General features: G+C 34.3%; 10 protein-coding genes. 3 read left to right on the forward strand and 7 right to left on the reverse strand.

The window, feature by feature from the left end; all coding sequences use genetic code 11:
- Window positions 1-289: 289 nt before the first annotated feature.
- The 5 genes from BMW37_RS03330 to dapD all read right to left on the reverse strand — a co-directional run bounded on the left by BMW37_RS03330 (window position 290) and on the right by dapD (window position 8,364).
- The gene (locus BMW37_RS03330) at window positions 290-1,681 is read right to left on the reverse strand and encodes a DUF4459 domain-containing protein (RefSeq protein WP_093317803.1); all 1,392 of its coding nucleotides are present in this window, start codon (window positions 1,679-1,681) and stop codon (window positions 290-292) included.
- A gap of 312 nt (window positions 1,682-1,993) precedes the next feature.
- Window positions 1,994-2,305, reverse strand: coding sequence for a hypothetical protein (locus BMW37_RS03335; protein ID WP_093317804.1), 312 nt, complete (start codon window positions 2,303-2,305; stop codon window positions 1,994-1,996).
- Between the two features lie 169 nt (window positions 2,306-2,474).
- Window positions 2,475-3,887: a vWA domain-containing protein gene (locus BMW37_RS03340; protein ID WP_093317805.1), complete on the reverse strand. Its 1,413-nt coding sequence runs from the start codon at window positions 3,885-3,887 to the stop codon at window positions 2,475-2,477.
- Between the two features lie 252 nt (window positions 3,888-4,139).
- On the reverse strand, window positions 4,140-7,241 hold the full coding sequence (gene ptrA / locus BMW37_RS03345) for a pitrilysin (protein ID WP_093317806.1): 3,102 nt from the start codon (window positions 7,239-7,241) through the stop codon (window positions 4,140-4,142).
- Window positions 7,242-7,530: 289 nt separating this feature from the next.
- Window positions 7,531-8,364: a 2,3,4,5-tetrahydropyridine-2,6-dicarboxylate N-succinyltransferase gene (dapD, locus tag BMW37_RS03350; protein ID WP_093317807.1), complete on the reverse strand. Its 834-nt coding sequence runs from the start codon at window positions 8,362-8,364 to the stop codon at window positions 7,531-7,533.
- 519 nt (window positions 8,365-8,883) lie between these two features.
- Here dapD and BMW37_RS03355 point away from each other — a divergent pair.
- The 3 genes from BMW37_RS03355 to BMW37_RS03365 all read left to right on the forward strand — a co-directional run bounded on the left by BMW37_RS03355 (window position 8,884) and on the right by BMW37_RS03365 (window position 11,909).
- Complete coding sequence (locus BMW37_RS03355; protein WP_093317808.1) at window positions 8,884-9,777, forward strand: NAD-dependent epimerase/dehydratase family protein; 894 nt, start codon at window positions 8,884-8,886, stop codon at window positions 9,775-9,777.
- A gap of 43 nt (window positions 9,778-9,820) precedes the next feature.
- Complete coding sequence (folE, locus tag BMW37_RS03360) at window positions 9,821-10,477, forward strand: GTP cyclohydrolase I FolE (RefSeq protein WP_093317984.1); 657 nt, start codon at window positions 9,821-9,823, stop codon at window positions 10,475-10,477.
- Window positions 10,478-10,595: 118 nt separating this feature from the next.
- Entirely contained in the window at window positions 10,596-11,909 is a 1,314-nt protein-coding gene (locus BMW37_RS03365) for a DUF418 domain-containing protein (protein ID WP_093317809.1), read from the forward strand.
- A 52-nt stretch (window positions 11,910-11,961) separates the two neighbouring features.
- Here the strand turns inward: BMW37_RS03365 and uvrB are convergent, their stop codons facing one another.
- Together uvrB and BMW37_RS03375 are read right to left on the reverse strand one after the other, a co-directional pair.
- The gene (gene uvrB / locus BMW37_RS03370) at window positions 11,962-13,983 is read right to left on the reverse strand and encodes an excinuclease ABC subunit UvrB (protein WP_093317810.1); all 2,022 of its coding nucleotides are present in this window, start codon (window positions 13,981-13,983) and stop codon (window positions 11,962-11,964) included.
- Between the two features lie 85 nt (window positions 13,984-14,068).
- A complete protein-coding gene (locus tag BMW37_RS03375) occupies window positions 14,069-15,013 on the reverse strand; it encodes a LysR substrate-binding domain-containing protein (RefSeq protein ID WP_093317811.1) in 945 nt (314 codons plus the stop codon).
- Window positions 15,014-15,071 lie beyond the last annotated feature (58 nt).

Genomic DNA, 15,071 nt, shown 5'->3' on the forward strand with positions numbered 1-15,071 from the left:
GTAAAACCTTGACCTCTAGTCTAGAGCGGGGGGTAAATTGTTATTCTAATGATTGTTTGTCCCTTTCTATAACCTTTTATTTGGCTTTTTGAAGTCAATACAAGTGGTATCGAATCAAATACAATTCAGTTCATATTTTGCATAAATGATTTATTAATGCAAAATATGGGTTGAATTGATAATATTGCTATTGAATGATTAATTCACTAAATAATATGTTTTTTCTACTTATCCGAAGTTTATAGTATTTAGCATTTATTTAATAACAATACCAACTTAATGTATTTACCTACATAAATGCTTTAGATTTTTTGTCAGTATCTATAGATTTAATTGTTACATTAATAAGTTTTACCCGCGTGTAGTCTTGAGGAGAATTAGCAAGCTTGACTTGTCCTTGCAGAGTAACATTTTCATTTGCTAATTCAGTGAATTTTTTCTCATCTGAATCAGATAACTCCAACTGTACATGAATATTCCAATATGGGAAATTCACGTCTGCCCCTGTAATACAAACTGGCATATTGACAGTATTAAGAATGATTTTACGTACTATAGATTTATTATCTTGGCTGTCATCGATATAGTCTTTGAGCGCTAAAGTTCCAGCTACCTCTATTTCACTCGACTCGGGAATACAAGATTGTGTAAGATCAAAATAGACTAGTAAATATTTTTGCTCCTCTTCATCATAGATAAAAGTTGCATTCATAAATGGATTAGATCCTTCAGGTGAAAAAAGCCAATTTTTATTTAAAAGGCTCATGTCTTGTGCACAGTTAGCGCTGCTTGTTAGCATTACCTGTTTAAAATTAGGTAATATTTCTTTAAATTGCTCAAAAGTAACGGTTTGATCTGCGCCAGTTGTAAGATAACTAATGTGTTCAGATAAATACTCCAGGTCATCATTTTCTAAAGCTTGACAAAAAGCAGTTATTTCTTCTATATAACGTTTTTTTTGATTCTGAACATCTGGAGAGAGTAATTTACGCAATAATTTTGCATTCGATTTTTCTGTTTTTGTTAAAAATACATCGACATTATCATATTGTGGTGCATACCATGACTGGGTGCTAAAATATCTGTCCATTTCCCCGCCAGGTTTAAATCGATAGCCATAGCGAGCATAAATTTCATTTAACATGATGCGCATATCATTTAAAGAGCTATTAGCTCGTAACAAATGAGACTCTTGTAAATAGATCTCCGTTCTTGAGATCTCGGGATATTTTCCTGGCAATATTTCTTGTTTTAGCAATGGAATAAATTGAATCATTCCGTCATGTTTAATTAACAATCCTTTCGTGCCAAATGGAATTTCACCTGAACGTTTAGATTGGCCAAGTATTTGAATACAAGAAAAATTCTGATTTTGAATATTTTTTAATTCAATTGATCCCGTGAATATTTGTAAGTTACACCAAGGTTTACCATATGCAATAGATTCTACATCTGGTATGACACGATACCTTTTTTCCGCATCTTCACTATTTGCATAGATACCTAACCATTCATCTGCAGTAAATTCATAATTATAAATATCATCAGTCCACATTTCAAAATCTGAAATGTGGTATTCAGTAGGCTTATCTTTAAAATGAATGATGTAGTTATCTATTGCGAGAAGTGATCCTGAATTTAATAATAAGAAGAGTAAAATAATATGCGAAAATTTATTCATTGTATTTCCTTGCGTGTATTTATTCTACTAAAAAAGTTGTGATTTTGCGAGCAGCTATCAAAGTGTGCTAAAAAGAGATCCCCTTAAAAACATCAGATTATTTGAAATCATAAAAGAAGAGTTAATGAAAGCATCATTGGTCAACTGACTGAAAACCTTAATATTGAAAAATCAAAAATAATATTTTTAATCAATGGATTAACTAGAAAAATATTCTCATGTAAGCGTACCACTCTGTTCAATAAAGAATATGTTCGGCTTGCTTTTTAAACATTGTAGATTTCACATTTTAGAAATAGAACATCGCGTTAATTAGGATTCAAATAATTCATCGATATTACCATGAATATACTCATGCATACTAGAAGGACTATCTTGGTGAAGCAGTGTTTCATTGTCTGTTGAAAACGTTAATATTGGGGTGATGGCTTGCCCTTGCACAGAAAATTCTATGCTAGCATCTAATAAACAAGCTATGTTAAAGCCAATATTAGTAGTGAGTTCTCTTATTTGCATTTGATTTAATGAAGATTGTTCAAGTTCTTGCCTAATGATTTGTAATAGATCATATGCAAAGTGATTTTGGAACTCATCATAGGTATCATTGTCATTTTTTAATTTCATTATTTCTTATAAACCTCGTAGAAATCGAAAAAACATATTGATTAGGTAAAACAACCTGCCTTATATCTCTGTCCTGAAGGGCAGAGATATAAGGCACAGAAGATAAAAATAGTTAATTACTAAGATTTTAAGTATATAATCCGATGTATATCTTTACGTCCATTAATTTTTATTCACACTCCTCGTCTTCAAGTTCTTTTGTTGCCGCCTTGAGCATTGTATTAATTTGGTTTGTATTTTTAGCAGTAAAAACCTGACCACCGGTTGCTTCAGCAAGGCAATAGCCAGCGCCTGCACCCATTATATCGATAACATTAATTTTCAATTTTGGGTGTGCATTTGCCAGTGCTTTAGCGACTGCACAAGGATCACCGTCACACGTCTCTTTACCATCTGATATCACTACAATCATTGACTCTTTAGCAGGGTTTAGTTTTGAACCCGCTAAGCTAAGCCCTTCGGCAAGAGCAGTTGCTCCTAATGGAGTAATACCATTAATTTGATTTATAATAGTATTGCGTTTATTTGCACTGACCATATTACTTAGTTTAACGTTATTACAATCAAAAGCTGTTACAAGTCCTACATTGACATTACTTGGTAATTGATTCAGTACTTTTTTAGATGCATCTTTTGCTACTGATACACGACGAGGTTCATCCTCAATGCCTGGTACAGGTATATCTCTTTCCCATAATTCAATTCCCTCCGGCGTTGCATTCATATTGATCATCATTGAATATGACGCATCGAATACTAACATCATATCTGTTTTTTCTTGCTGTTTTTTCTTTTTCCTAATTTTGCATTCTGCTATTTTTTTCTCTTTTTCAGTTAGCACTTTAGGTTCTACTTTCAGTGGTTCTGCAACTGGTTCAGGTACCGGCTCGGGTATCGGTTCAGGTATCGGTGCCGGTTCAGGTGCAACGGGTGGTTTAGGAATATCCGCTAAAATAAGTGGTAAATGACTTTTTACCGGAATTAAAGGTAATGAAGCAGGGGTATCAGATATCTGTGCGTGAGTCACTTCAGCAGGGACTGGCATGAAAGGGAAATGCCCATTTTTTTTCCAATAGTCCCATAAGTAATAGCCGGCAGCTGCTAGAAGTAGCAATAATAAAAGAAGTAAAATCAATGGAATTAAGCAGCCCCGTTTAGCTGGTACTGGTGCAATAGGTGGAGGAACAATTACTGGCGGTGTCCGTAATTGTTCTCCCAATGCAATGATTGGGGTGCCATTAATGGCATAAAGAGAACTGCTAACTGGGTAGTTTGATATTTGATCTAAAATTTCGCGAGATTCATTTGCTGTTGAGGCTGAAACAGTTTTTATTGATTGTAAAATTTCTTTTAAATTATGTACTACAGCCTGTTGTTCTTCTATAGGTAGATCATCATAAGGAACAGGCTGTCCTGCAACAGGTGAATACCACTCAATCACGCCTTGTTCTGGTACTTTCGGGATTGCATAAAGCTGAGAAATCCTTTTGGGAAAAGGACTCAATGCAGATTGAAGTAGAGTATATCTTGTCAATAATTCATCTGTGTTTTCTACATTTTCATATCTAGCTATTCGATTCATAGGACCCGCAAACAAAGGCTATTAAGTAAAATTGTTAAGGTGAATGGTTGGTCTTGTTATTAAATAAAAGCATTATTCACAAGAGTGCTGACTGATTATGAGGTATTCTAATTAATTAATCAATTGTTGTTACTGAAACCGTAGTACTCACACTGGATTATGTCGATAGCCTAGAGGAAAAAACAAGCGATTGATATCGCTTGTTTTGGATAACACTCAATGAATTAAGGTTAACTGCTCAGCATCATAATATTATTGTTGTTCAATGGTTAAAGTTGATTGCAAAGTTGAAACATTTTCTACTTTGGACCAATTTGAGTCTTGTGTAAATTCAGGGGTATCTTGCTCAGTCCCACTGAGCTCTGAAAGAATGGCAAATCTATTTTGACCTAGAACTGTTTGGTTAAAAAATGCCACTACGTCATTTCGTGTAAGATTTTCCACTGATGTAATGAGTGTTTCTTTTGCATTAAAATCGTATCGTCCCCTAAAAAAATCTGCTTTAAATTGATTAGCTTCTTCATTTAGAGTCTGAGATGGTTCATTTAACTGGGCTAACAAACCAGATTGATATTGTTTGAACGTGCTATCATCTAATTTTTCTAATTTACTCGAGGCTTCATCATAAAAAGCGTTAAAATAAGTTAATAATTGAGCTGGTTGTTTGATGTTACTTTGTATTAAAAACCCAATACCCCATTGTTCTCCTAAAGAAAATGGGAGAGTAAATAACGCGTAACCCAATTGTTCCTGGCTTCTTAATTTATCATAAAACCAAGGCTGAATGATTTCGTTAAGCAATTTTGTTGTTGCTTCATTATGGCTGTTTGATGATTCAATGTCTGAACGGTTTTGTGCATTACTAGTCAGGGTTTGAATCGGTAAATAAACAGCTGCTAATGCTGAGTCTGTTGTAGTCCCCTCCCTAGTAAGCTGTATTTGTCTTGGTTTATCAAAGACAATGCGTCTACCAAAGTCAGCTTCAAAGGACTCTCCTTGTTTTGCAATGCCGTCAGGTAAAGATTGATTAAATTGATGGATGAAGTTGGCAATTTGCGTTTTAGTTAAGTTACCCACTGAGAGTAATTCAAATTGTTTTTCTTTAAATAAACTATCTCTATAGTCAATAAGATCTTTGATGGAAAGTTTTTCTAATGCAATTCTTCTAGCTTCTCTCTCGAAATATGGAACCCGTGAAACAGTTTGTAATGGTTGCAGTGCTAATTCAAAGGGTTTAACTTTATCTGCTGTGAGCAATTGGTCAAGATACCATACCTTTGCTTGGTTAAATTGTTGTTCAGTTGGTATAAATGTGGCATATTGCTTAGTCAGACTCATCATTAATTCCAATAAATGTTGAGTATAACCATTCGCGCTGATAACAAGGCCATTATTATAGTAAGATGAAAAATCAATACCAGCTACGCTGGCTTGATATGATAGTTCATCTAATGCAAGACCAGCTAAATAATCAGACAGAGCAAATAATATTTGATTATTCATCTTTTGTTCAGGCGATAATTGAGCTTTTGGTAAGGGGCTTCTTAAAGTTAAGGTGATATCTGCATTAGGCTTCTCTATGAATGCTTTGCTTGGCATTGAAAAAACTTTTATAGCCGCTGTTGCTAGGCTTGTATCTTGACTTAGGTTAGCAAGTTCACTGTTTTCAATTCTAGCTGGCTTAGCTATTATTTGACTTGCATCGTAGTGAATTGAAAAATCATCCGCTAAATATGGATTAAGTTGTGGTAGGCTAAAATGCCACTCTTTTTCTAATGTTCGCCATTTTGCTTTTTGCTCATCAGATATGGCATTCACTTGATAAGGTGCTTGCATAAAATAAGCTGTTTTAGTATGAGGTTCCTCTGGAGAAATGAACCAAATACGAGCGTTATCAATTGTCATATCAGATAAACGGGATAAGATTGCATCTTTGTTGAAAGTTGAAATGGCATTGTCTGCATCAACAACATGCTCAATAGGTCTAATAAGCATATTTTCTGCAAGGCCACTCACATAATCCATGTCTCTTGTTAAAGTTGGAAATTCGTAATCAATATTAAGTACACGCTTAACTTCATCAAAATAACTTTGTTCTATTCCTTGTGTTTTAATTAGGTTTAGATAGTTAAAAACTGCAGCAATAATTTTATCTCTTGATTTAAGCCCTTTATCAGTTAAATCAATGTTAATACTAAAAATACCGGCATTTCTATTTTGTTCAAGGCTTGCTCCTGCATAAATACTTTCTATTAATCCTTGGGATTTTAGTGTTTGAGCTAAGCTACCTTGACTGCTATTACCAATTAAGTAGCTAATATAAGTTTCATTTTTTTCAAGAAATGCTAATGATTTTGTATCAATATGTGTATCTGGTAATCTAAACTCAATTTGTAATTGCTTCAATGGTTGTACAGGAACATAATTAATGATGACACCTTTATCTTCTTTTCTGACAATCGGCTCTTTAATGATAGGAACTGTTGCAGATTTATCCTGTATTCTGCCGAAGGTTTCGTTCGCTAATTTAGCTAATTCAGTTACCGGTCGTGGGCTATATATCACCCCTACCATATAATTAGATGAGTAAAATTTTTGATAAAATTCAACCAGTGTTGATTGTAATTGACTACCGGGCTTATCACGTAGAGTTTCTAAATTCCCACCAAAAAATTGTGAAGCAGGGTGATTTGGGTTGATCGTTTCTGAAGAAACTTGAGCCATGCGCATGCCATCTCTAGAACGTGCTAAGGTTAATTCAGCATTGACTGCATTTCTTTCTTTATCCGCATTACTTGGATCAAGTAGAGGAGAAGCGATAGCATCTGCTAATCTATCTAATGCTTCATCTAGTCCTGAGTCATCTATTTCAAAATAATAGTTAGTGCGATATGACGCAGTGCTCGCATTGTGACTACCACCATGTTTATTCAAAAACTCACTAAAACCACTTGGTTCAGGATATTTAGTCGAACCCATTAAAACCATATGTTCTAAATAGTGTGCTAAGCCTTGCTGATCTTTTGGATCATCAAGTGAACCAATTGGCAGAGCCAGTACACCTAAGGAGCGAGTTGCTTTTGGATCTGAAACTAATAAAACTGTCATACCATTTGCAAGTTTTATCGCTTGATAATCTCTATTATCAGCAGGACTTTTATTGATTTTATTGGGCAAGACTGTCCATGTGTGATTTTGAGAGATTTCTTTAGATGCTATATCTTGCGATTGAATCACATCGTTAGCATTAACTTTTGATAAGTTCAGTCTAGTGTGTTCAACTGACAGTGACATTAATGCTGCAATTAAGCTTGTGGTTAAAATACTTTTTTTTAGTTTTTTATTTTTAGACATGAATACAAACCTATCTGTTAGTGAAGTATTTGGAACTAAATTAACTTAATTTAGAAAGCATGCCCTGAGATTTATTTCAGAGTGTATTATTAGAATATAAAAACTCAAAAGTTAGTACATCGTACTGATTTAGGCTTCAATTTTTCTAGCTGTACTATTATGTTATCAGTTAGAAAATAATAGAGCGCAATATTTAATTTTATAAATCAACCTTCTTATATAGCTGTATTATGATATAAGGTAACCTAAATTAAATTTTATCTACAGCTATACAAAAATACTTGAGTGATTACTCATCTAATTGACGAAGCAAAGTATTAATCTCAACTTTACCTCTCGTTTTTTCATCAACTGTTTTAACAATGACTGCACAATACAGACTGTACAGACCATCTTTACTTGGCAAGTTACCTGCTACGACTACTGAGCCTGCCGGAATTCGACCATAGGTAATTTCACCTGTCATGCGGTTATAAATTTTTGTGCTTTGCCCTAGATAAACTCCCATTGAAATAACCGATCCTTCTTCAACAATAACGCCTTCAACGACTTCAGAACGTGCGCCAATAAAACAATTATCTTCAATAATAGTTGGGTTAGCTTGCAGAGGTTCAAGCACACCGCCTATTCCTACACCACCAGATAAATGGACATTTTTACCTATTTGAGCACAAGACCCCACTGTTGCCCATGTATCAACCATCGTACCTTCATCTACATAAGCACCGATATTGACGTAAGAAGGCATTAATATGCTATTTTTAGCAATGTATGCACCTTTTCTAACCGCTGCTGGCGGAACGATTCTAACACCTTGCTTCATAAACTCATCATCGGATGTATTGGCATATTTCATCTCAACTTTATCAAAGTAACGAGTTTCTCCGCCTTCCATTAAACGATTATCTTTAATTCTAAAAGATAATAGCACAGCTTTTTTTAACCATTGATGAGTTATCCATTGTCCATTAATTTTCTCTGCAACTCTAAGCTCTCCTTTATCTAAGGCCGAAATTATCAAATTAATGGCTTGTTTTGTTTCAACATCTACTGATGTAGGGGTAATGTCATGGCGACGTTCAAATGCAGTTTCTATCAATCCTTGAAGGGCTGTTTGACTCATAAATTCTCCTTATGTAATGAGATATAGTTAGTTTACCATGGGTAGTATAGGGTAATGAATGATAACAAGAGTATTAATTAAGTTGATGAGATCATATACCCATTTATTCTATTTAGGGATATTTTTTTACTTAACCTTACGAGTATTAAAACTATGAATAAATTGATTGACTAAAATTAAGTATATTATACCTTAATATAAAAAGGTTAATTCCAACTGGGCCATAAAAGTAGACGATAGGGATGTGATTATTTGCTTATGTTGATGTCTGTCTTACTTTGAATTTGGCTATTTTAAATTAATATGCTAGAAAAAGTTTATCCCTACTTATGTTGCTAAAAGGCATAATACGGATGAAGATATGATAAAATAGCTGGGTATATTTCTTAGGGAGCTAAAATCCTAAATGATCTTATTTATGTAATTGAAGGTGCGCAGTAGGGATCCCCTTGCTTTAGCGGGGGAGAATGTCAATAAGGTAAAGCAAGCTGACTACGAGTAAGTAAAAAAGGATGACATATGAAAATCGCAATAATTGGACTCGGTTGGCTTGGTGTGCCACTAGCTAAAAAATTAAGCCAGAATTATCAGGTTGTGGGTTCAAAAAGAACACACACTCAGATAATTGCGGGAGTACAAATATTCCCTTTAACCTTACCATTAGATTTATCTATAAAGCCAAACATTTGGAAGAGTAATCCAAGCATAGATGGATTATTTAATCAAACAGATATAATTGCTATTATTTTACCCGCTTCAAGGCAGCCTGAAATACTAGCTGAATATTTTAAGTCAGTTGATCAGTTAATTGATTTAGCTATAGATTATGGTGTGTGTCAAATAATATTTACAAGCTCAACTTCTGTTTATGGCGATAAACCTGGGAGTTATGATGAAACAGCTAGCTGTGAACCGGTAACTGCTTCTGGAAAGGTGCTTTTAGAAGTGGAAAAAAATTTACTACAGCGTTTAGAACACAAAGTGACAATTTTAAGATTAGCTGGACTTGCTGGGTATAACAGGCACCCAGGTCGTTTTTTTTCTAATCCAACTAGTCAGGTAAACAAGATAGATGGCGCATCAAGCATTAATTTTGTTCATGGAGAGGATGTAGTTAGTGCAATTGAATATATAATCAAATTAAAAGAAAATATTTCAAGTTCAGCTCGAAAAATAAGTACTATCTATAATTTATGCTCTTCAATTCATCCATCAAAAAATTTATTTTATGCCTATAGTGCCAGTCAATTAGGTTTGCCACCTCCTAAATTTAAAGGCACCATGGTTGACTCATTAACTGAACCTAGTCCTCAAAATAATAGAATTATAGATGGCAGTCGAATTATAAGAGAGATAGGGTTTACCTATAGTTACCCAAATCCATATAATTTTGATTACAGCATCCCATTTTAATTAACTCATAATTTGAACACAGGGAAATATTATGAATACACAAATTAAACAACTTAGTTTAGAAGCTCAATTGGTTAAAAGTGCTTTGTTATCAGAGGGTTTAGAGACTCCCTTGATTCATTTAGAGCAAGATAAGCATACTCGGCAGAAAATGATTGAAACACACATGGCAAGTATCATGAACTTATTAGGTTTAGATTTAACCGATGATAGTTTAGCTGAAACGCCTAGACGAATTGCAAAGATGTACGTTGAAGAGATTTTTTCTGGCCTTAATTATGAGCATTTTCCTAAAATTACAGTAATTGAAAATAAAATGAGAGTTGATGAAATGGTCACTGTCCGTGATATTACATTAACTAGCACCTGTGAACACCATTTCGTTACCATTGATGGTAAAGCAACAGTTGCATATTTGCCGAAAGACAAAGTGATTGGGTTATCTAAAATTAATCGAATAGTGCAATTTTTTTCTCAAAGACCTCAAGTACAAGAACGGCTGACTCAACAAATTTTACTTGCACTTCAAACATTATTAGGGACAAAAAATGTTGCAGTTTCAATTGATGCCGTACATTATTGTGTTAAAGCGAGGGGAGTTCGTGACGCTACGAGTACGACAACCACTACGGCTTTAGGTGGGATATTTAAATCAAATCCAACCACAAGGCATGAATTTTTATCACTCCTTAGTCGGTGATTCAGATAATTTTAGTTTACAGTATAAGCAAATGGCTCATTATTTTTAAAATATAGTAATAAATGCGATATTAATTCTATTTCTTTTAACAGGTTAGCTGTTTCCATCGTTAATTAAAATGAAAAATGATTTACAAATAAGTCACAATCATCATGATTCATCAATTTATAACCCTCTTATTGATATACTGAGAGGGTTTGCTGTTTTTTTTCTACCACTCTCTAATGCTTCACATTTTTTAATTCCGATAGAGGCTAAAATTACGCCTAATTATTTTTTTGAATTATCACAAGGAATGACAGCTATTTGGTTTGTTTATCACCTTATCATTGAATTAAAATTGTTTTATTTACTTGCGATTGTTTTTGGAATGAGTTTTGCTATGAGTCAAGCTAAAACCATGCTATCTAAAAATGATGAGTTAACTTCTTATGATGAATTTTCATCAAAGCAATATAGGCGATCATCAGGATTAATCATACTAGGGGTATTTCATGGTTTGTTTTTTTGGTCTGGGGATGTGCTTTTATTATATGGAATTGTCTCTTGTCTGCTGATTATAATGGGTAAATTTGCTTCAAATCCTATCTCTCTTATTAGTATCATAATAATGCTTCTGATTGGTAGCTATAGCTATAATTTCTGGATGATTTCAGATTATATTCAAATTTTTGATTGGGTTGGGAAGTTTGATGGATTACCTTTACCTTTGATTGAGCCAGTCTATGAACCTTTAACCTTATCAAATGAATCTAGTTTTTTAATGAATCGATTTCAAAATGCCGAAGCATTTTTAAGCGCAATCTCTAACGCATTTTATCATTACATTTGGATAATATTAGCACTATTTCTATTTGGCGTATTGATAGTGAGATTAGGATACTTAAATCCTGATATTAAAAATAATGGGATTCAAAATAATACATTTGAATATTTTTGTTATGAAAGGGGCATAAAGTCTATTATTACCAATTTTCGTTATGCGTTAGTTGTAATACTACCTTTGCTTATTATTGTGAGTTTCTGGCAACAATACATCAAATGGCATATTGAACTTGGCGCTTATTACTATTGGTATATTTTTGAAATATTATCCATGTTAACAGTTTTAGGAGGACTTTCTTTAGCATTACATTGTCAAGTAAGTATTATTAATTCCATACAAAAAAATAGGATGTTAAAATTTTTTCAAAAGGCAGGGCGACTTTCATTGAGCCTTTACTTAACACAAACAATAGTGCTAAATTCTTTAGCTTATGTTTTTTTTCATATTATGCCAATATCAAGTGAAAATTGGGTCATTAATTATAATCAGTTGATTTACTTGGTGCTTGGAATATCAACTCTTTTCATAACCGCTATTTTAATTTTACTTTGGACTCATAAAAAAGGGCCTGCTGAGCGATTTATGCAATTATGCATCAGAGGTTAATAATATCAATTTAAATAGAAGTCATTTCTGCTTAATTTAAATTAATGTCGCATTAGATATTTAAAAATTGTGTTTTGATCAATTGTAATTCATCTCTGGTTGCCGCGGCTAGTTCAAACTCAAGATTTTTAGCATGGGTCATCATTTTTTGTTCTAATAGTTTAATTTGAGCAGTGAGCTCTTTAGGGGACATGTTTTGATAATCTACTGCATCAGCTGAAAATTGAGTATCTTTCTGTTTTTTATTCTTGGCCTTATTGACCTCGATTTTTTGTCCTATTTGAAGAATATCGCCGACTGCTTTATTTAAAGCTTGCGGAGAGATACCTTGCTTGAGGTTATGAGCGATTTGTTTTGAGCGTCTTCTTTCTGTTTCTTCTATTGCTTGTGCCATTGCAGGAGTAATGCTATCCCCATAGAGTATTGCTTTACCATTTATATTCCGTGCTGCACGTCCTATGGTTTGAATTAGGGAGCGTGTTGAACGTAAAAAACCTTGTTTATCTGCATCTAAAATAGCAACTAAGGAGACTTCAGGCATATCGAGGCCTTCTCGCAATAAGTTTATTCCGACAAGTACATCAAACTCACCTAACCGCAAGTCACGGATGATTTCAACTCTTTCTACTGTATCAATATCTGAGTGGAGGTATCTAACACGTTCTCCATGATCGGTTAGGTACTCAGTTAAATCCTCAGCCATTGCTTTAGTCAATGTGGTAACTAAAACTCGCTCATTAATAGCAACTCTCATTCTAATTTCAGATAAAAGGTCATCTACCTGTGTCATAACAGGCCTAACTTCTATGATCGGATCTAAAAGACCGGTCGGTCTTACGACTTGTTCAATGACTTCGCCACCTGACTTTTCTAATTCATATTCCCCAGGTGTCGCCGAAACATATATTGTTTGAGGGGATTTTGCCTCAAATTCCTCAAATCTCATGGGGCGATTATCAAGCGCAGAAGGTAATCTAAAACCGTATTCTACGAGGGTTTCTTTACGCGATCTATCCCCTCTATACATTGCACCTATTTGAGGAATGGTTGCATGTGATTCATCAATAATGAGTAAACCATCTGGGGGTAAATAATCAAATAAAGTTGGGGGAGCATCGCCTGGATTCCTACCTGACAAATAGCGTGAGTAATTCTCAATTCCAGAGCAGTAACCTAACTCATTCATCATTTCAATATCATATTGTGTTCTTTGACTGAGTCTTTGTTCTTCAACCAATTTATGGTTAGATAATAACTGCTCTTTGCGTTCAGCTAATTCAATTTTAATATTTTCAATTGCTTCTAAAATTCTTTCTCTTGGAGTTACGTAATGTGTTTTAGGATAAATTGTCGTTCTTGGAACAACACTAATTAGTTGACCTGTAAGGGGATCAAATAGTGTCAATCTATCGACTTCAGTATCAAATAATTCAATTCTAACAGCCCAGTCATCTGACTCAGCAGGGAAAACATCAACCACTTCTCCTCGAACTCTGAAGGTGCCTCTGCTAAACACTTGATCATTTCTAGTATATTGTAGTTCTGAAAGGCGTTGTAAAATTGCTCTTTGGTCAATTATCATGCCAGTTGATAAATGTAGCATCATTTTGAGGTAGAGATCAGGATCCCCAAGGCCATAAATAGCAGATACAGAGGCTACAACGATGACATCTCTACGTTCTAAAAAAGCTTTTGTGGCAGATAAACGCATTTGTTCAATATGCTCATTAATAGAGGCATCTTTTTCAATAAATGTATCAGAGCTTGGTACATACGCTTCTGGCTGATAATAATCATAATAAGATACAAAATATTCAACAGCATTATTAGGAAAAAAAGCTTTCATTTCTCCATATAATTGAGCAGCTAAGGTTTTATTATGAGCTAAAATCATGGTAGGTCTATTTAAATCTGCTATAACATTTGCAATTGTGAATGTTTTTCCAGAACCAGTCACTCCTAGAAGGGTTTGGTGTGCAAGACCATCTTCTAAACCTTCTTTAAGTTTTGCTATAGCAGAAGGTTGATCGCCTGCCGGTTTATATTGACTAATAAGTTCAAATACTTTGCTCATAAGGAATCATTTACTCGATAATCTGTTTTGAATTAGGTCTAAGCTATGAAAATACATTTCAGAAAACTATTATAGACTATATATTTTAATCTTGCTGATGATCTCTAAAAAAGGTTGATTCAAACTCTAAAATTAAAGGATTTATAGTTTCAAATGCTTTAGCAAACTTTGATAGGAAAGGGCTCAAACTTGAGCGTTTTCGCCATACTATCGCGATTTCTCGTTTAGGAATAGAATCTTTAAATGGAATAAATTTTATTGTTGCAGGAGTAGTGATAGGTGGAATAATCGCAAGCATTGGAAATAATGTAATGCCAACATTCATAATAACCATCTGTCTTAATGTTTCAAGGCTTGTTGCTTGAAAACCAATTTGTTCTTGATTGCCAGCGAGATAACATACTTCTAAGGCTTGTGCTCGCAAGCAGTGTCCTTCATCTAGCAAAAGAAGATCATGCTTGGATAATTGTTCAAGTGTGATTGAGTCATATTGTGCTAGCGGATGGTTTGCAGATGTTGCGAGCATAAAAGGCTCTGTAAATAAAAACTCTGTATCTAATTGCTGTTTTTGTGCTTCAGTTAGTGGCAGCGCGAGAATTGCTGCATCTAGTTTCCCTTCCATTAATTTTTCAACTAGTAATCCACTTTTTTCTTCTGTTAGCAGTAATGTGAGATCGGGGAAGAGTGTTTTAACGCTTGGTATAATGTGAGCAAGAAGATAAGGAGCGATAGTTGGGAATAAACCAAGTTTGATAGTCCCTTTATCAGGGCTTGCACTTAATTTTGCATCTTCTTTAATTGCCTGTATTTCTTGCATGATAACTCTTGCTCTACTGAGTATCGCTTTTCCTGCCTCAGTAAATACAATGTTTCTGGGTTCTCTTTCAATTAATTGTACACCAAGTTGCTCTTCAAGTTTTTTTATTTGCATTGACAAGGTGGGTTGGCTGACAAATGATGCCTCAGCGGCACGTCCAAAGTGTTTATGCTCATCAAGAGCGATTAAGTAACTTAAATCGCGAATATTCATTTTCTTATAACCCTTCAGTCATTAAATTAAAGGGGCTTAAAAAGCCCCTTTAAAAGGA

It is taken from the genome of Thorsellia anophelis DSM 18579 (assembly GCF_900111395.1).
Classification (GTDB): Bacteria; Pseudomonadota; Gammaproteobacteria; order Enterobacterales; family Thorselliaceae; genus Thorsellia; species Thorsellia anophelis.